Source organism: Marinifilum sp. JC120, assembly GCA_004923195.1.
Lineage (GTDB): Bacteria > Desulfobacterota > Desulfovibrionia > Desulfovibrionales > Desulfovibrionaceae > Maridesulfovibrio.
In genome coordinates, this window is sequence record RDSB01000010.1 from 90,367 (window position 1) to 109,542 (window position 19,176).

The window sequence follows — 19,176 nt, forward strand, 5'->3', positions numbered from 1 at the left end:
TATTCTCTTTACAGTTCCGAGTTTTATTGAAAACAAGAAACCCTGATCCACTCACGCAGATCAGGGTTTACAAAAACTATTAAAACTTAATTCAGCTTACTTAAATCCTTTCAACACCCCACCAAGAACCTCAAGGTACTCCTCAAGCATCTCCGGCTGGATGTCAGCCATGTGACCCACTCGGAAGATGGGGGATTCGTCCTGTTCGGCCAGCTCTTTGTTGATCTTTCCGTAGCCGGGATCAAAAAGGTAGCCGTGCCCGCGCATGAGTTCCTTAACTTCCTTAAGCTTCTCGATAGTCATATGCGCCGGAGTCTTGAAAGTGGTCAGACTGGGGGAGCGATGCCCTTCCTGCGCAAAGAGTTCGTAGCCATCTATAGTCTCAGCCCATTTATGGGCAATGGCCCGCATATCTTCATGACGTTTGAAACGCCCTTCCACACTCTCTTCATTAACTATATAGTCAAGCTGCACGCACATCTGGTTGGCGAGGGTGCCGTTGGGCGTGGTCAGAGTCTGGTTAAGCTTAGCCTTACCCATCTGGGCTATGATGTCAGTGGTGTAACCCCGGTTTGTAACGGACTCAGCCTTTTCCAAGGCTTCTTCGCAAACAAAACCAATACCGAATCCAGCAGGCAGTCCCAGAGACTTCTGAGTAGAAGTGCAATACATGAGCGGCTTGCACTCATCTATTAAGGTAGGCGCACCGCCAAAAATTGAAACAGCATCTATGATCGGCGCTGCCCCGTGGGCACGGATCATTTCGCAAACCGCAACCACATCGTGAATCACTCCGGTAGATGTCTCGTTGTGGGTAAAAGTAACCAGATCGGGCTTGTGCTCCTTGAGAGCCTCTTCCAGTGTTTCCAGATCAATAGCCCTACCATAAGGAAATTTGAGCTGCACCGCGTTCTTGCCATTTACAACAGCCAATTTATGATACAGATCACCGAACGCGCCCACGGAGACATTGAGCACCTTATCGGAATCCGCAACCAATGAACGGATTGAGGCTTCAAGCACATTTGTACCGGAACCGTTGAATATGACAGGAGTATATCTTTCAGGATTTCCGGCAATGGTCTTGAGATTGCGCATGATTGGTTCGAAACGCTTGGGATTCTCAGCATCCCGGTGCCCGAATTCAGGAAGAAGCCCGGCTTTGCGCACTTCCTCACGCAAGAGGATGGGGCCGGTTATAAAAAGTTGGAGTTCTGCAAAATCGTCACCGATCATTATTAGACCCTCTCTTTTCCAAATTTATTAAATTTTGATATTTATATTACGAATTTCGAAATGAAGTTTATAAAACTATCAATTGTGAGAAATGTGAAGGCCGAAATAATCATTCAAATACACTATTTCTGTCAAGCTTTAAGAGCACACAGAGCTTTACAATCGGCGGGACCATTATTATAGGTGTTGGTGAACGGCACATTTTTATAAGGCCCGCGCTCATGGCGCAGAGTTAATGCCTTTTGCCGTCCAATCAAAAACAATTTTGCATTCCTTAATCCTCTGCTCTCACGAAATAAATCAATTAATCCAGAGAATTAAACAATCAGGTCTTAAATAAAAATCTGATAAAAATCATTATTTTGCAAAATAGTTGCTTGATTTTAACCACTGTGGTCACTATATTCCCTTTTTTCTTCACAGGATGGTGTTCTGCCTCCCTGCAAAACAAAAACAATTCACGGTAAAAAACTATGCCTCAATTAGGTCCTCATATTTCCATTCCCGCCGAAGCACTCCTGCAACGAGTACTCGGCCTTGATCCCTTTGAATTCAAAGGCTGGCCCGAAGATGTGCGCACCCTTGCGGAAAGCATCGCAGCGGAGCTTTTCCTTGTGCGTTATAACCCGTTCATCGACCCTGAACTGGTCCGCAAATCAGTGTCCCGCACCCTGACCCTTGCCCGCCCGACTCTTTCCGGCGAGTATCCTCAGCGTTTGACTCGCTCTGTGGAAAATTTCTGGCTCAAGCAGGATGCAGACACAGAATTCCGGGACAGATTCGTTGAAAAGATGAAAGAGATCCTGCCCGAACACTGTATCGGACTTGATCCGCATACAGTTGTGCAATCCGCAACCGACGCCACTGACCTGCGTATCGAACTGCCCATCGCGGTTCTCTTTCCTGAAGATACCGAGCAGGTCCGGGCTATTGTGCGCCTTGCCAATGAAATGCAGTTCGGCCTGATCCCGCGCGGCGGTGGAACCGGTGCAACCGGGGGCGCAATCCCGGCCCTTGACCGTACAGCCGTGCTTTCCCTTGCCCGCTTCAAGAAAATCCTGAGCGTGGATACCGACTCCATGACCCTCTGCGCACAGGCCGGGGTCATCACCCTTGATGCCATCAATGCTGCGGACAAGAAAGGCGTGCTTTTCACCGTAGACCCGGCATCAAAGGCAGGCTCATCTCTTGGCGGTAATATTTCTGAAAACTCCGGCGGTCCTTTTGCCTTTGAATACGGCTGCACCATCGATAATATCATCAGCTATAAGATGGTTATGCCCAAGGGCGAACTCGTCGAGGTACGCCGCAAGGGCCATCCCGGGCACAAGATTTTCGCCAACGAAGACGCAACCTTTGAGATCTACGACTCCAAAGACCGCCTCACCGACACCATTGAACTTACTGCCGAAGAAATCCGTACCACCGGACTCGGTAAGGACGTAACCAACAAATACCTCGGCGGACTGCCCGGAGTACAGAAAGAAGGGGTCGACGGCGTCATCACTGAATGCTGCTTCGCCCTTTACCCTAAGCCGAGTAACTCCCGTGTGCTCTGTCTTGAATTCTTCGGACGTTCCATGCGTAACGCCATGCTGGTCATCAAGGATGTAGTCGCACTGCGCGATACCATCCGCGAGGAAGGCGATCTTGTAAAAATCTCTGCGCTGGAAGAATTCGGTCCCAAGTACGTACAGGCCATTAAGTACGTTAAAAAATCCGAAAAATACGAAGGCGACCCCATTTCCGTTCTCATCCTGCAACTGGATTCCGATGATGAAGCCGCCCTGCAAAGCGCGGTGGATACCATTCTTTCCATTGCCCAGCCCTACGACGGGGTGGACATCTTTGCCGCCCGCAATGAGAAAGAGGCGGAACTTTTCTGGGAAGACCGCCACAAACTTTCCGCAATCGCGAAACGTACTTCCGGCTTCAAGGTTAACGAAGATATCGTTATCCCCCTTGAAGTTATCCCGGACTTCTCGGATTTCCTTGAAGATCTGAACTTGATCTATCTGGCAAAAATATACCGCCGTTCCCTGCTCTCCATCAAGGAGTTGCAAGGATTCCCCATTGAGGAACCCAAAGTTGAACTGGCCCTTGAACGGACCACCAACATCCTCAAAGGAAAAATAACCGGTAAGGATATGAGTGATCAGGAACTGGAAGGACAGGTTTACTACCTCTTTCAGGAACTGCGCGACGAGTTTCCCAAGCTGGATTCCAAAATCAACAAAATTCTCAAGAAGCTCAAGGAACAGCGCATCATCATCGCCAACCACATGCACGCTGGTGACGGTAACTGCCATGTGAACATTCCGGTCAACTCCAATGACCCGGATATGCTGCACAGTGCCCATGAGGCAGTTGATGATGTGTTCAAAAAAGTCCTTGAACTTAAAGGGGAAGTCTCCGGTGAGCACGGTATCGGTATCACCAAAATCGATTACCTTTCCGAGGAAAAGATCGAGGCCATCAAAGCATACAAGCTCAAGGTGGACCCGCTCAATATCCTCAACCCCGGTAAGTTGACCCGCAGAAATCTTCCTTCTCCGGCATACACATTCTCGTTCAACAGGCTCATCAACGACCTGAACAAGACTGCCATCAAGGATAAAGAACACCTGATGGAACTGCTCCAGAACATCCAGACCTGTACCCGTTGCGGAAAATGCAAACAGGTCTGCCCCATGTTTTTCCCGGAGCAGGGACTCATGTACCATCCGAGGAACAAGAACATCGCACTTGGTGCGCTCATTGAAGCCATCTACTATTCACAGGTCCAGCGCGGTGAACCTTCCCCGGATCTCATGACCAGACTCAGGAAAATCATGGAGCACTGCACCGCCTGTGGTCGTTGTACCTCGGTCTGCCCCATCAAGATTGATTCTGCTGGAGCTGCACTCCAGATCCGTTCTTTCCTTGAATACAAAGGAACCGGAGGGCATCCGATTAAGAATGCAGTACTCGGTTTTGTCGCCAAGGATCCACAAAGCAGACTGCCCAAGGCAGCCAAATTCCTGTCTCTGTCCGCAGGGTTGCAGGCTAAAGCCGTGGGACTTGTTCCCGGCCACTGGCGCAGGCGCATGGAATCGCCCATGCTGCACAGCAAGACTCCGGCCATGGATTTCAAGAACCTGTCTGAGACCATCAATCTCGATAAGGGTTCCATGTTCCTTCAGAACACCCCTGCCCCGGACAGTGTTTACTACTTCCCCGGCTGCGGCGCGTCCCTGTTCTCTAAGGATATCGGTATGGCAACCCTATACCTGCTGCTCAAATCCGGTGTGAATGTGATCATGCCGGCCAAGCATCTTTGCTGCGGTTATCCGCTGCTGGCAAGCGGCTGCGTGGAAGCATACAACACTAACCGCCACCGCAATATCAGCGACATTCAGTACCGCATCGCCAAGGCGTCCATTGCGGGGATGAAGGTTTCCACCCTGATTACCGCCTGCGGAACCTGCCGCGAATCACTTGAATCATACGAATTCAAGGAACTGGGACATGAAATTCAGCGCAAGGATGCCATGCAATACCTGCTCAGTAATCCGGGCAATCTCAATTTCAATACCGTCAATACGACACAGGATGTAATTTACCATGCCTCCTGCCATACCGAATGGACTGACGTGAAAAAGAACAAGGCCCCGGAAATGTACCGCAAAGCAGTTGCGGACTTGCTCGGTGCTGAGGTAACACTCTCACCCGGCTGTTGCGGCGAATCCGGCCTCGGGTCCATCACCAGCCCTGAAATCTTCAATAAGCTGCGTGACCGCAAGGGCGGACAGCTCAAGAATGATCTTCAAGGACACGGCAAGGAAACCCCGGTACTGGTCGGCTGCCCATCTTGTAAAGTTGGGATCAAACGCAACATGGATACCCTTAAAAAGCAAAACCGTGTTCTCCATACTGTGGAATACATGGCCGAACTTATCGGCGGTCCCAAGTGGCGCAAGGATTTCAAGAAAGAACTTGAACGCGCTACCCGTCAGGATGAACTTGTTTTAATTTAGATATGATGCGCTAACGCGCTATTTGATAAATGGATCTCGCCTACGGCGGCTTAACCCCTTTTCCAAAAGGGTTTAAGAATCCAAAACGTTTTAATAGTTTTAATTTTGGTTTTTATATGAAAGTACTGGGCATAGACTTTGGTACAAAGCGCGTGGGCTTGGCGATCAGTGATCCTGATCAAATCTTTGCATTTCCATATAAAGTAATGGAACGCACCACCCGCGATGTGATGTTCTCGGAGTTGCTTGAAATTATAGAAAATGAAAAGGTCGGTGACATTGTCATCGGCCTTCCCCTTTCTTTGGACGGGGAAGACACCTTGACCACTCGGCAGGTGCGCAATTTTGCGGCCTCGCTGGAAAGAAGGGTTGACTTGCCCATTCATCTTGTGGATGAAAGACTTAGCTCAATTGCAGCGGAAGACGAACTCAAGGAGGCCGGACTTTGGGACCGGAAAAGAAAGAAGAATCTGGACAGCCAGGCAGCGAAAATAATTCTGGAAACGTGGCTCGCCCGAGCATAGTCATACGCTATGTAATGCCCACCATCGCCTTCGGGTGTATGGCTCTAATGCTGGTGGCGGGCTGGTTCATGTACCGCAACTGGACCTTTCTTAATCTCCCTCCCGAGATGGAAGGCCGTGAGATTCTTTTTACCGTGGAACCGGGCCAGCCCCTGTGGACTATTGCCAGCGACCTTGCCAAGGCCGGGCTGATAACCGACGTCAAGCAGTTCCGCCAATACGCGCAGGCGCAGGACAAAGCATCCAAGGTCCGGGCCGGGGAATTCAGCCTCTGGTCAAATATGACCGCTCCGCAGGTACTTGAAACCCTGACCACTTCTTCCGGCATACTGCATAAATTTTCCGTACGCGAAGGCCTCACTTGGTGGGCCACAGCTGCAAGAGCGGACAAATCCGGGCTGACCGAATACGGAGCATTCAAAAAAGCTGTTTCCGATCCGGCCCTGCTGGCAAAATATCAAATCCCGGCAAAAAATGCCGAAGGTTATCTTTTCCCGGAAACCTACCTGCTGACCCGACCCAAAAACGAAACCGGAAAAGTCATGGTGGAAACCATGCTCAAGGAATTCCGCAAAGCTGCCAACAAGGCATGGGACGGTAAATTACCCTCCCCGCAGGAAATCCATAAAACAGTAATCCTTGCTTCCTTAGTGGAAAAAGAAACTGGGGATGTAAGCGAGAGGCGCACCATTGCCGGAGTCTTCGCCAACCGCCTGAACAAGGGCTACCTGCTGCAATGCGATCCGACCATCATCTACGGTCTGGGTGAAACTTTTGACGGCAATCTGCGTAAGAAACACCTGACCGACAAATCCAACCCCTACAACTCGTACAAACACCGGGGATTACCCCCCGGCCCCATCTGCTCTCCGGGCCTCGACTCGCTCAAAGCAGCCCTCAACCCGGAAAAGCATTCGTACCTATATTTCGTTGCCAAGGGGGACGGCTCGCACTATTTCAGCAAATCCCTCAAAGAGCACAACGCAGCTGTTAAAAAATATCAGTTGCGCCGGAATCGGGATACCTACCGGTCGTATAATTAAAACAAATCCACCCCTAAAATAAAGGCGGACCCGAGTTACCCGACTCAGGTCCGCCTTTTTACTTTTTTAAATCGTGCGGGAATTCTTAAACCCTACAAACTCCGCCGCGCCTCCGCTTCCGTCTCATAAACAGACGCCATCTGGGTGACGCCCATAGAATGGAGCACGGAACGAAAATTTTCGGAAAGGCCTGCTATGTGCACCCCACATCCACGGGTGCGGGCCTTTTCCACCAGCTTAAAGAGGGAATCCATAGCCGCTCCGTTGATGGAGGACTTTTCCTCAAAAATAAGCAGGAAATTACCTTTGGCAGTGGCAAGGGCTTCATCAAAAACATCCAGCAACAGCCCTTCTGACTTGGAAGTCAGGTTTCCAGTGATGTTGATCACCGCCAGATCATCTTCAAGGGTCAGATTGATATCTCTCTGCCTGCTGCGGGCAAATTTGATCCTGTCCGCTGAAAGCTGCAAGGCCTTTTCAAGTTCTTCACGCTTTACCGGCTTGTTTAGAAAATCCGTGGCATCAAGATTGAGAGCCTTGATGGCAAGATCCATATCCCCGTGCCCAGTAATCACAATTACCTCGGAATCCGGTGAAATGGACTTGATTTTTCCCAGCACCTGCAAGCCGTCCATGCCCGGCATCTTTATGTCGGTCATGACCAAATCTGGCTTCTCGGTATCAAAAACGCTGATCCCTTCCTCGCCATTCTCAGCAGTAAGGACCTCGTGCCCGTAGACAGTAAGAAGCATCTTGAACATGTTCAAAGTTGCTTTTTCATCATCAATTACAAGAATCTTGCTCACGCCCAACCCCTGAAAAGCTTATCTATTCTATTAAAAATTAACTTTCTTCACGGACAGTAGGAAAACTGATTATAAAAGATGTTCCCTGACCGGGATCACTCTCAATATCAATACTGCCTTTATAGTCTCGGACTATGCCATAGGTAATGGCAAGGCCCAAGCCCATGCCATATCCTACCTCTTTGGTACTGAAAAACGGCTCGAAAATCTTGTTGCGCACTTCCTCGGTAATACCTGCCCCGGTATCTGAGACACGAACACATACCAGATCGCCATGCTCATAAGTGTCTATATTGATATAATCTTCACTGTCCAAACCGAGATTTTCACGTTTCTCGGCAATGGCATCACGGGCATTATTCACCAGATTAAAAAACACCTGTTGCAAACGGTTATCCTCAGCAATAATCTTCGGCAATCCATCCACAAGATTGAGGTGGATAAAAATATTCTGCAACTCAAACTGCTTAGTCACAAGTGTAAGCACACTCCGTACAGGTCCGTTGATATCCACCTTGTCAGTCTTAAAACCTGATTTACGCCCGAAGGCCCGCAAGGCACTGATAATCTCAGCTGCACGGTCCACCTGGGTGCTAACCTCTGTAGCCACCTCCTGTAATTGAGTGGCGGGAACATCGCGCCCCTGCTCAGCCATCAACGCAAGATATTCACTACCCATTTTAATGGCGTTTAGAGGCTGATTGACCTCATGAGCCACCCCTGCGGACATCTCACCAAGAGACTTCATCTTAGCAGCCTGCACCAACTGGGCATCCTTCTCGATGATCTCAGTGATATCGTTAACCGCTACAATAATTGACGGCTGACTCCTGTAAGTGATGGGGCAGGCGTGCATGTTCACATACACCGGGCTTCCGCCCTTACGGTAATGGATAATCTTGGGAAAATAAATACATCCGGAAGGACCGCCGTACTCCTCAAATGCCTTGATGCATTCCTCGTTGGATTCCGGTCCCAGCCTGAGAAACTGCTCTCCGATAAGTTCACTGCGGGAATAACCGTAAAGCTCGGTCACACGCGGGTTGGCATCAATTATTGTAAAATCTGAACAAGATATAACCAAAACCGGGTCCGGACCGCTGTCAAAAAGAGATTTGTATTTTTCCTCAGACTCACGCAGCTTGCGGCGATAAAGCTTGATGGACCAGACCATATTACGGAAGCTGTCCGCAAGCTGGACCACCTCATCCCCTTCGCGTTTGTAATAAAAATGGCAGTCCCGGCATTGTTGACTGTTGGCCCGTCCATTCGCTTCACGATTATCTCCAGCTGATGAAAGATCAAAATGCCAGCATGGAAAATCCGTATTATGATAGGCAGGACAGGAAGACGCGCTCCAATCTGTGCCCTCGGCAAGCAGGTCTAGGCTGATATCAAAATTACCCTTTGAAAGTTCATCGGAAACACGGGTCAAAGTGCTGACCGGACGGGTAATGTATTTTGCAAGCCGATGACTGATCACAAAGATGATGACAACAACAAAAGAAATAAATCCCAAAAAAGTGAAACGGAGCGTGGAAACAAGTTCGTCAATGTGAATCTTGTTAAGCCCCACATGCACTGTTCCGATGCGATACAAACCTTCCTTGATGGGAACGGCAATGTCGTAAGCAGAGGTCCTGCCCAGATCAATAAGCCGCAGGGACTTGTCCTCTCCTTCGGGAATGGGGTTGGCCTGCGCCAGCTTTCCGGGAAAAGGTTTGGTGAAGGTATGACATAAAACCTTACCATCTTTGCCCAGAATATAAATGTAGGTGATCAAATGCTGCCGTTCACGCAGCTTGGCTTCCTCAAAAGCAAGACTAAGCAACCGGGGGTAATCCTTGTCCAGAATGAACCCGGCCCCGCGCTCGGCAATGGAATAAGCAATGGCCACACCGCGTAGCTCCAGCTCCTTGGTCAGGGAAGAAACAAGAATCCAACGGGCCAGCAAAGCAATTATGGCGCTGATGATCAGGATTACTCCAAGAGTGGAAATAAATATTTTATTCTTGAGAGTCAGGCCGGAAAACCGATCCACAAGTTTATGCATTGAAAAAGAGCTCATTTCAAAGCCCCCTTCTTGAGGTCGTCCCAATCCCGTATCAACTCAAACCTGCCATTCTTAAAACGGGTAAAATAAACTTTATCCATGCCTTGATGATCTTGTTCGCCATACGAAACAGTGATCCCCGGTGCAATTTCATATTTATTCATAGACTCAATAGCCTTGATGAACCCTTCACGGTTTAAATTACGCCCGCTACGCTTCAAGCCCTCTACAAGGATACGGGCGTTGAAAAAGCCTTCCAGCCCCACAAGGTTAGGCGTGTCTTCGGGATAATATTTTTTGAGCAACTCAATATAACTGGCGGCTTCAGAGCTGGAAAGATCACGGTCATCGGCAAAGGGAGGAACCACCTGAGACATGAGAATCAGTTCTTTATCCGATTTAAGGTTTCGGGCGAACTCACGCGCTCCCATAAAAGAAACCGTATAATAAACCGGGCTGAGACCTTCCTCATACAAACGGTCCATGAACTTGATACATGGTCCGCTGGTCCCGATCATGAACACTGCCTGCGCCCCGGAATCCTTGATCCGCTCGACGCCCTCACTCACGTCAAGGGAACCACGGGTGTATGAGCCTCTTGCGATCGGTTCGAGGTCAAAATCCTTCAAGGCCAGCTCAGTTCCGGTGAGCCCGTCAAACCCGAATGCGTCATACTGATAGAAAACCGCAATCTTAGTGATTCCGAGATCCTCTATCATATGCCGCACAGCCTCACGGGTTTCCAGATAGTAGGAAGGCCGGATATTAATTACGTAACGATTAAACGGTTTACGCAAAGCATCCGCTCCGGTGAACATGCCCAGCAAAGGAATACGTGCATCCTCCACCAGTGGTAGAACCTCCACCGTGGTAGGGGTTCCCACATAGCAAAACAAGGCAAAAATATTATCCTCAATAATCAATTTCTGGGTGTTGATCAGACATTTGGGCGGATCATAAGAATCATCATAGGTGACGACCTCAATTTCCCGTCCGTGAACTCCACCCTGTTCATTGATATGCTTCAGGTAGGCAAGGGCGCCGTGAATGGTCTGGGTTCCCAGGTAGCTGGCATGCCCCTCAAGAGCGAGAGATGCACCAAGTACAACCCGGTCGGGATGAACTCCCGCGCTATCGTTTTCTTCGACTTCTATTGAAACCGAACGTTCACAGGCAACAAGAATCAGGAACAGGGCCAGTAGTAATATCTTTTTCATAGACTGCTTTATTCTCTTTCAGGATGGGCCAGACTCATGGCCATTACTGCTTGCCCTTTAAACAAGGTACTGCGTTTACGGGGAGGAATCTTCAGGCTGCGCATGAACTGGAAACTGAGCCGGGTCATCCCTCTTCCCATGGAACTTGCTGCCCGAGACTCTGCATAGATAAGGTGAGGCTGAAAAGCCTTGCGTGCAGGCTGGTAAATCAACATACATAGAAGGACTTTGTCATTGCGCGAGATAACATTCCCGCCTTTCCTGAAGGTCGCGGTCAAGGCGATACCACCCTTGGAAATATCCAGCACCTGAGCAACAGACGGGTTGGGAGTTTGAAACTTGCGGTTATCGATAAGGACATCCGGCTCCATATTGTCCAGAATAAAATCCACATCATAATCCTCGGATTCAAGCCGCCATATTTTAATTTTTATATACCGCTGGTCCGCAACTTTGCGCCGGGCAAAGACCCTGCGCTTAATAAAACCAAATGAAGAACGACGGGTTATGACCATGCCCTTATTCTGGGACCTGCTTTTTACAAACCCGACAAAAGCATTGACCTTCTTTTTATCACGCACCATTTCGGGAAAAATACATTTAACCTGCGTTCCGGGGACAAGAAGTTCTTCGCTGACCATATCTTTGAAAATCACTACTACATCAAGGTTTTCCACTCCCGCCGCATTAACCACAGCAGCAAGCGAGCGTTGCCCGGAACGTTCCACAAGGATATCAACCTGCGCATGGCTCATGACCAACTTATCAAGTATGTCCTGATCACTTGCAACCTTCCACGGCTCGCCATTGCGGCCAACATTACTTGCTACCCTTTTTTCCCGGCCTTCGTTCTCTTCATCTTCAAAATGAATTCCAAAAGGTGTTTTCTTTAATAAATCGTAAATAAGTCTTTTTACACCGTACTTTTTTAACCAATACCCGATCAGAAGAAGCAAAAGAGCTGCTCCCAAAAACATAAAGAACATCTTCACCGGCCCCGGCATGGGCGGTAAACCGTGGAACGAATCCTGAATTGTTCCAAGAAATCTTGAATCTACTTTAGACTGTATCATATAAGCAAATCTGTTACGGATATGCCCCAATAACCCCGCCAACAAAGACAAGAGGGCATAAACCAAAATATATTATTTCAAGCAAAAAGGCTATCACTACATTGAGTGAGCATCCCCACACCTTTCGAACATTATACACAACATTAGCAATAAGCTAATTTTTTTTCATTTTCCTAAGACTACCCCTTGCCGACTTTGAACACAATATGTAAATATGAGCGCAATTTGCTAATAAAGAGGGAGGGAGCATGGCCGGAAAGATTCTAGTTGTGGATGATGAAGTCCACATCAGGATGCTTCTTGAACAGACTTTGGAAGAACTGGAAGATGATTACGGAGTTGAAGTACTGACAGCCGAGAACGGCGAAGAAGGACTTGACTGTATTCGCGAAGAACGCCCGGATCTGGTTTTTCTTGATATTATGATGCCATACATGAATGGCTATGAAGTATGTCAGGCAGTGCGAGAAGATTCGGGACTTTCTGCCGTGAATATTATACTACTGACCGCAAAGGGGCAGGAGGCTGACCGCAAACACGGTCTTGAACTGGGAGCGGAACGGTATATGACCAAGCCTTTCGACCCGGACGAAATTTTAGAGGTAGCAAAATCCATCCTGAACATTGAGGATTGATCCCATCGCCATGAATGCAGGACTAAATCCGGAAATCCGGCTTAAAAAAATTATCAAACCCAAAAAGCTGAAGGCGTTCTTGCAAAAGGCACTTCCGCTTCTTCCCGAGGGTTCGGTACTTTGTATCTATATTGATGGTACACCTATTTTTTGCGCCCATCCTATCCGCCATTCATTTGAAGAAACAATCCTCAGCCCGGTAAAGAACCCCGCAGGAGACAACCTCTGTCTCGGGGCATTCATTCATAACCGCAACAATCTTTCCGAACCGGAACTGCACCACATCAAATCAGTTCTGGAATTTACTTCCTTTTCCATAGCAAATTACATTGAATCTGAAACCGCCAGAAGACTCATCGGTGAAGAAACCCTTTCCAAATATAGAGAACTCGCCCTGCTCCATCGCTCAATAGTAGAGTTGAATAATTCTCTGCGCCTCAAGGATGTTATCACCGCCCTGACCAACGAATGCAAAACTTCAGCCCTGCCTGCGGAAATGGGCGCGGTGTATCTACCGGAAGAAGAAGGATTCAGGATTTTTGACAGCTTCGGTAATTTTTCAGCGGAAGAATCCCAGAGCCTTGTGGAGTGTTCCCTATTCAAAGACATTATTTCCAGCTTACGCGGCGAAATCATAAACGATGTAACCAAAGATAAACGCTGCCACGACAAACTTTCCGCCAAAATCAGATCCATGCTGATAATGCCTATTCCCTCTCCCAACGTATGTGAGGGAGTGCTTGTACTGACCTCATGCGGCACAAATGTTTTCAACGCCGCACACCTGAAACACGTCAGTACACTTTCCTCTGTGGCCGGAATTTCAATCAGCAATGCCCACAACTTCGAATCTATCCGGGTAATGATGGACGCTCTGCTCAAGGCACTGGCTGAAGCAATTGACGCCCGAGACCCATTTACCGCCGGTCATTCCGAACGAGTGGCCCATCTTGCGGTATCCTTTGCCAGACAAATTTCACAAGACGGCGCAACATTCGAGCACATAGATTTTTCAGATGAACAGCTGCGTGAAATTTTTTATTCCGGAATCCTTCACGACATCGGCAAGATTGGCATTAAAGAAGAAGTGCTGACTAAAAAAACCCGTTTACCAAAATCCATGGTTGACGTGATCGGTATGCGCTTAAAGTTGTTCGGTATCCATCACAGTCATGAGTGGGAAAATGATTATAAACGGATCAAACAGATCAACAGTTCTCTGAGTCCCGCTCAAGACGATCTCGACTTCGTTAACACTATCAGTGATGTAAAATTCAAGGTTAATGGTTCTACCATTCATATGCTCCACCCCTCAGAGAGGGAGTGTTTAACTGTACGCCGGGGCAACCTAACTGCTGAAGAACGTATGGAAATCGAACGGCACCCGGCTGAAAGCAAACGCATACTTGAACACATCCCTTTTCAAGATGATCTTTCCCAGCTTTTGACCATAATAGGACAGCACCATGAAAGGCTGGACGGATCAGGATACCCTGAAGGGCTATACGCTGATAATATTCTTATCCAGAGCAGAATTCTGGCCATCGTTGATATTTATGATGCCATCACTCAGGAACGGCACTACAAACCTGCGACTCCCAAAGAACGGGCTTTGAAGATCCTCTCTCTGGAAGCTGCTGAAGGCAAACTGGATCAGAATCTGGTGAGCCTCTTTATCAACAATATTTCTGACATTGAAAACGGGGCGGAATCAATTGACCTTGACCGTCCGGTATCTGCGAGGTTCTGCAAAATACCTCGCAACAACATAAACTAATACCGGACCTTCAAACTGTTGTTATGGAGGGTGCGGTTGTAAAACCCCCGGGGTTTCCGGTATGTACAAAGCCTTATCCACGCTGGCAGTGCTCCTGCTCACCTCCCTGCTGTTATGCCCCCCAGCCGCTGCAGAGAAACCAAAAACCTTCCTGCTCGGAATGTCCGCAGCTTTCACCGGTCCCAGTAAAGGACTGGGGATAGAGCTTTACCGGGGATCAAAAGCTTATTTTGATCAAATCAACGCACAAGGCGGGGTTAACGGGCGCAGAATTGTCATTAAATTCATGGATGACGGCTACAACCCCGAACCAGCTATCCGCAATACAATCAAGCTGGTTGAAAAAGATAAAATTGACTGCCTTTTCAATTACGTAGGTACCCCTACTGTCACCCGCGTACTTCCGGTCATCAAACATTTCAACTCCAACGAACCTGAATATCTTTTTTTCCCTTTTACCGGAGCTCAACCGCAAAGGGAATTTCCTTACGAAGAATATGTCTTTAACCTGCGGGCTTCCTACAGGCAGGAAACATGGGGACTGGTCCATAATCTTTATATGATCGGACGTCACCGTGTGGCCGTACTCTATCAGGCAGATGCATACGGCAGGAGTGGATGGGACGGAATTAGAAAAGCCCTGCGCGAAAAAGAAATGAACATTGTTGCCGAGGCTACATATAGACGCGGAGCCTCCTTCAGCGATTCCATGCAGGAACAGGTGGAAATCATCAAAAAAGGTAAGCCGGATGCAATAATTTCAGTAGGAGCATACGAAGCCTGTGCGGCATTCATCCGGGATGCAAGGGATGCTGGAATAAATACCCCCATCTGCAACCTCTCCTTTGTGGGCAGCGAAAACATGCTGGACCTACTGGACGATTTAACCCGCTCAACCGGGAAAGACTACACAGCCGATCTGATTAATTCCCAGACAGTGCCCAGCTACGAAGACACCAGCCTTCCGGCTGTACGTGAATACCGCGAAGCCATGGCTAAAAACCCACCCCCCCCGGAAGGGTTCGGCAAAGGCTACACTCCCCAGCAATTCAGTTTTACCAGCTTTGAAGGTTTTCTTAACGCCAAGGTGATGGTCAAAATTCTGGAACGGGTTTCCTTGCCTCAATATCAGGACAACATCTACGCTGCCACCCTGTCCATCCGCAATCTGGACATTGGCATAGGTACGGACGTCAACTTCGGACGCGGTAAGCATCAAGGACTCGACGAAGTATACTACACAACGGCTTCCAACGGAAAATTTGTGCCGCTTAAGGATTGGAAGAGGTGGAGCAAATGAAAATGAGAATGTCCAAAATATTCCAGAAGACCCTGCTCTTGAACTTCATTCTTTTCGGGGTCATTTCCACTTCCATGTCACTTGTATCAGCCCTCACCCTTCACAACCACATGGTTGATGAATATGTGAGTAAAGGCAAAGCCATTGCCAGCAGTATCGCCAGTTCCAGCGTGGAAATTCTGCTTAACAGGGACGCCTCGACCATCCAGTCTATGATTGATCAGTTCAAGGACAGTGACGGTGCCGCCTATGTCTACGTACAGGATTCAAACGGCGACATTGTCTCTCATACATTTGTACCGGAAGTCCCGGAAATTCTGGGAGGAACAAGCATCCACCCTAAAACCGTATCCATCCGTGAATTGAAAGTTCCCGGTATTGGGGAAGTTATCGACATAACCAAGCCCATCCTCGCCGGAATGGCTGGATATGTTCATGTGGGCATGGATAAGGGAATCATCAATAAATATGTCTGGGCCGCCATTGCAAAGTTACAGGTGGTCATGTTCTTCATCTTCTGGGGCAGTGTTTTCATACTCTATATGATGGTCAAGCGCATTTCAGAGCCTCTCAACCAGTTGACCGAATACGCAAAAAAACTTTCCGACCATGATTTCTCGGCAGAAATCGAAATTACATCCAAAGATGAAATAGGGATGCTCGCAGGGACCATGAAAAACATGGCCGGAGAACTGACCACCCTGATATCGGGGCTGGAACGGGCAGTGGGCAATGCTACCAGTGAGTTACAGGACACCCTCACTTACATGGAAGTAATTATGGATAACCTTGCAGACGGGTTGCTGGTTGTGGATATCAGCGGAAAAATTTCCGTCACCAACCCGGCCCTTGGAGACCTCTTCGGCTTTACTGAAAATGAAGTCAGGGGAAAGGATATTAAAGCATTTTTCCCTGATGAGATGACCGCGCTTTTTGAATTGGTCAAGGGATGCGAACATGAAGTCTATTCCGCAGAAATAGAACTTTCCGGACGCAGATCCGGTAAGGCAGTAGCCACCCCGATCCACAAAATGGGAGAAGGAGACAACATTAACGTCTGCCTTGGGGCAGTAATTTTGATACGCGACATCACGTATGAAAAGGAAGTGGATAATCTTAAGACCGACTTCATTTCTACTGTATCCCATGAACTGCGCACACCCATGACATCGATCCTTGGCTTTGCCAAGATCATCAAGAAAAAACTGGAAAAATCGGTTTTCCCCATCTGTAAAGCCCCGGACAAAAAAACTCAGCGGGCTATTAATCAGGTACAGGACAATATTGGTATCATTGTTTCCGAAGGCCAGCGGCTGACCGAGCTGATCAACGATGTTCTGGATATTGCCAAAATGGAATCCGGTAAGGTCGACTGGAAGAAAGTTCCCATCGAGATTTCCGAAGTTATTGAAACCTCAGTCCAGACCACCACGCCTTTATGGAAAACCCAAGATCTGGAAATGGTTCTTGATATAGATGAAAACATTCCCACCATGTTCGGAGACCGGGACAGAGTCATGCAGGTGCTGGTTAACCTCATTTCCAACGCCGTTAAATTCACAGACTCCGGTTACATCACCTGTACAGCGCGATCTCATAATGATGAAATAATGGTCAGCGTCAGCGATACGGGTAGCGGTATCTCACCCGAAGATCAGAAAAAAATATTTGAACGATTCAAGCAAGCCGGAGACACCCTGACCGGAAAACCCAAGGGAACCGGACTTGGGCTACCCATCTGCAAACAGATTGTTGACCACCATAATGGACGCATCTGGGTGGATAGTAAACGGGGAGAAGGAAGCTCATTTCATTTCACTTTGGCTATTGGTACGCCTGAAGAGAGCACTCCGTCTCCCATTCCAGTACCTAAAGGTGTACCCAGAGAAGCTCACCCCGGAAGTGCTAACAGTCCGCTGATAATGGTTGCCGACGATGACCCGGCACTTAACGAATTCCTTTCTCAGGTACTTGAAGAGGAAGGCTACAGGATCATAACGGTTACCAACGGGCAGGAAGCAGTGGAAACCGCCAAGACCCGCTTGCCGCAATTAATCACCATGGACCTTAAAATGCCGGTCATGGACGGAGCGAAAGCCATTACGGCCCTGCGGCAGGACCCGTCCACACGACATATTCCGGTAATTGTCATCAGTGCGCTTGCCGAAGGCCAACAGGCAGGGGGAGACGCGGCGCTTATAAAACCTATTGATGAAAAGAGACTGGTGGAAACCATTCACGGCTTGTTGCAAGAAGACCTGATGATGACCGATCCATGCATGGTTCTGGGCAAGGAAGAAGAGCAGCCCACGGAAAACCTGTTGGTAATCTGCCCGGGCAAAATCAATTACTGCCCGCCCGCGGAAATATGGACTAGGGTCTCATCAGGATTTAAAGGAACAATATTCATCACTGCGGAGTTGAGTGCTAATCTTGATCTCAGACGATTATCACAAATCCCCGAAGTACAGATTGTTATTTTACCAGAAAACTGATATTTCCCTTTCTATGGAAAGACCAGCAGAGTACGGAACCAGAAAATTCACCAGTTGTTCAAAGTGTTCATGGACAGGGCCGCTTGATTCTTTTGAAAAACAAGCGGCCCTGCTCAACAGTAAAATAAAATTGATCTGCCCGGCATGCGGTGGAGAATCCGATTTACAATCGAGTACTTTCCCGAAAGGACCAGAGACCATCCCCAATGATATGACGTTTGTGTCAGGAGGTCAGACCGGAGTTGACCGAGGTGCACTCGATGCTGCAATAGACCGCGGTTTGCCACATCGGGGCTGGTGCCCTAAAGGGCGCAAGGCTGAAGATGGCCCCATCCCCCCTAAATACAATATGCAGGAAATGAATGATTGGCAGTACTGGAAAAGGACAGAGAGAAATGTTCTTGATTCGGACGGCACCTTAATTTTTCCGGGCAACTGCGAATCCAAAGGAACTGCACTTACCATCAGGTTGGCCCGCAAGCATGGAAAACCCGTGGCAGTGATCCCTCTGGACGATCAGGATGCGCTGCAAACTATCAGGGCATGGATAGCTGCACACAAGATAAAAGTGATGAATGTAGCCGGACCACGGGAAAGCGGAGCTCCAGGAATCAGAAAGAAAGCCCTGACATTACTTAAAAAAATATAATCAGCCGGCAGGAAGAAACGATGTTTCTTTCAAAAGGACCTTTAATCTGCCAAGACTCTGGAGCAATTCTCCGTTATCCTGATTGATCGCAGCCCCCCGTAGAGTGCCCAATTCCTGTGCATAGTCCTCAAATCCAAAAGTCAGGGCTGCTCCTTTGGACGAATGTATCTTATCCCGAAAATTCGCAAAATCTCTTTTTTCCGCGCAACTGACCATTTCCTCGAGTTCCGCTGACAGAGAATCAACAAGAACAGGAACCAGATCCAACAAATCTGGATCAATGTATACTATGTTACGGGATGTATCAGCCAAGTCATGCTCCTTTCATAAATAAGATACCAGCTTCCAGCGC

Annotated in this window: 14 protein-coding genes; 8 read left to right on the forward strand and 6 right to left on the reverse strand. The window is 48.4% G+C overall.

From position 1 onward, the window contains the following. Window positions 1-96: 96 nt before the first annotated feature. A complete protein-coding gene (locus D0S45_11420; protein TIH15273.1) occupies window positions 97-1,236 on the reverse strand; it encodes an alanine--glyoxylate aminotransferase family protein in 1,140 nt (379 codons plus the stop codon). 473 nt (window positions 1,237-1,709) lie between these two features. On the opposite strand from D0S45_11420, the gene D0S45_11425 reads away from it, so the two are divergent. From D0S45_11425 to mltG, 3 genes are all read left to right on the forward strand, one after another. Beyond that, entirely contained in the window at window positions 1,710-5,252 is a 3,543-nt protein-coding gene (locus D0S45_11425; protein TIH15274.1) for an FAD-binding oxidoreductase, read from the forward strand. 116 nt (window positions 5,253-5,368) lie between these two features. Then, complete coding sequence (gene ruvX / locus D0S45_11430; protein ID TIH15353.1) at window positions 5,369-5,776, forward strand: Holliday junction resolvase RuvX; 408 nt, start codon at window positions 5,369-5,371, stop codon at window positions 5,774-5,776. A 14-nt stretch (window positions 5,777-5,790) separates the two neighbouring features. Then, on the forward strand, window positions 5,791-6,819 hold the full coding sequence (gene mltG, locus D0S45_11435; protein ID TIH15275.1) for an endolytic transglycosylase MltG: 1,029 nt from the start codon (window positions 5,791-5,793) through the stop codon (window positions 6,817-6,819). A 92-nt stretch (window positions 6,820-6,911) separates the two neighbouring features. On the opposite strand, the gene D0S45_11440 is transcribed toward mltG, so the two are convergent. Genes D0S45_11440 through D0S45_11455 form a run of 4 tightly spaced genes read right to left on the reverse strand, consistent with a single transcriptional unit; the run spans window position 6,912 to window position 11,968 of the window. Further along, the gene (locus tag D0S45_11440) at window positions 6,912-7,625 is read right to left on the reverse strand and encodes a response regulator (GenBank protein TIH15276.1); all 714 of its coding nucleotides are present in this window, start codon (window positions 7,623-7,625) and stop codon (window positions 6,912-6,914) included. 37 nt (window positions 7,626-7,662) lie between these two features. After that, the gene (locus D0S45_11445; GenBank protein TIH15277.1) at window positions 7,663-9,693 is read right to left on the reverse strand and encodes a PAS domain S-box protein; all 2,031 of its coding nucleotides are present in this window, start codon (window positions 9,691-9,693) and stop codon (window positions 7,663-7,665) included. Continuing rightward, window positions 9,690-10,895: a hypothetical protein gene (locus D0S45_11450; GenBank protein TIH15278.1), complete on the reverse strand. Its 1,206-nt coding sequence runs from the start codon at window positions 10,893-10,895 to the stop codon at window positions 9,690-9,692. Before D0S45_11450 ends, D0S45_11445 begins: the two co-directional genes overlap by 4 nt. Window positions 10,896-10,903: 8 nt before the next feature. After that, window positions 10,904-11,968 carry a hypothetical protein gene (locus tag D0S45_11455; protein ID TIH15279.1) on the reverse strand — a complete coding sequence of 355 codons (1,065 nt, stop codon included), beginning with the start codon at window positions 11,966-11,968 and terminating at the stop codon, window positions 10,904-10,906. Between the two features lie 248 nt (window positions 11,969-12,216). Here D0S45_11455 and D0S45_11460 point away from each other — a divergent pair, with 248 nt between their 5' ends. The 5 genes from D0S45_11460 (at window position 12,217) to D0S45_11480 (ending at window position 18,824) form a co-directional block, all read left to right on the forward strand. Next, window positions 12,217-12,603, forward strand: coding sequence for a response regulator (locus tag D0S45_11460; GenBank protein TIH15280.1), 387 nt, complete (start codon window positions 12,217-12,219; stop codon window positions 12,601-12,603). Between the two features lie 10 nt (window positions 12,604-12,613). Further along, entirely contained in the window at window positions 12,614-14,380 is a 1,767-nt protein-coding gene (locus D0S45_11465; protein TIH15281.1) for a hypothetical protein, read from the forward strand. 61 nt (window positions 14,381-14,441) lie between these two features. Continuing rightward, entirely contained in the window at window positions 14,442-15,680 is a 1,239-nt protein-coding gene (locus D0S45_11470) for an ABC transporter substrate-binding protein (protein ID TIH15282.1), read from the forward strand. After that, window positions 15,677-18,175 carry a response regulator gene (locus tag D0S45_11475; GenBank protein ID TIH15283.1) on the forward strand — a complete coding sequence of 833 codons (2,499 nt, stop codon included), beginning with the start codon at window positions 15,677-15,679 and terminating at the stop codon, window positions 18,173-18,175. Before D0S45_11470 ends, D0S45_11475 begins: the two co-directional genes overlap by 4 nt. 211 nt (window positions 18,176-18,386) lie before the next feature. Next, window positions 18,387-18,824 (forward strand): molybdenum cofactor carrier, encoded by a 438-nt coding sequence (locus tag D0S45_11480; protein ID TIH15354.1) that lies wholly within the window; start codon window positions 18,387-18,389, stop codon window positions 18,822-18,824. Here D0S45_11480 and D0S45_11485 read toward each other — a convergent pair whose 3' ends face one another. Beyond that, the gene (locus D0S45_11485; GenBank protein TIH15284.1) at window positions 18,825-19,136 is read right to left on the reverse strand and encodes a hypothetical protein; all 312 of its coding nucleotides are present in this window, start codon (window positions 19,134-19,136) and stop codon (window positions 18,825-18,827) included. Window positions 19,137-19,176: the final 40 nt, after the last annotated feature.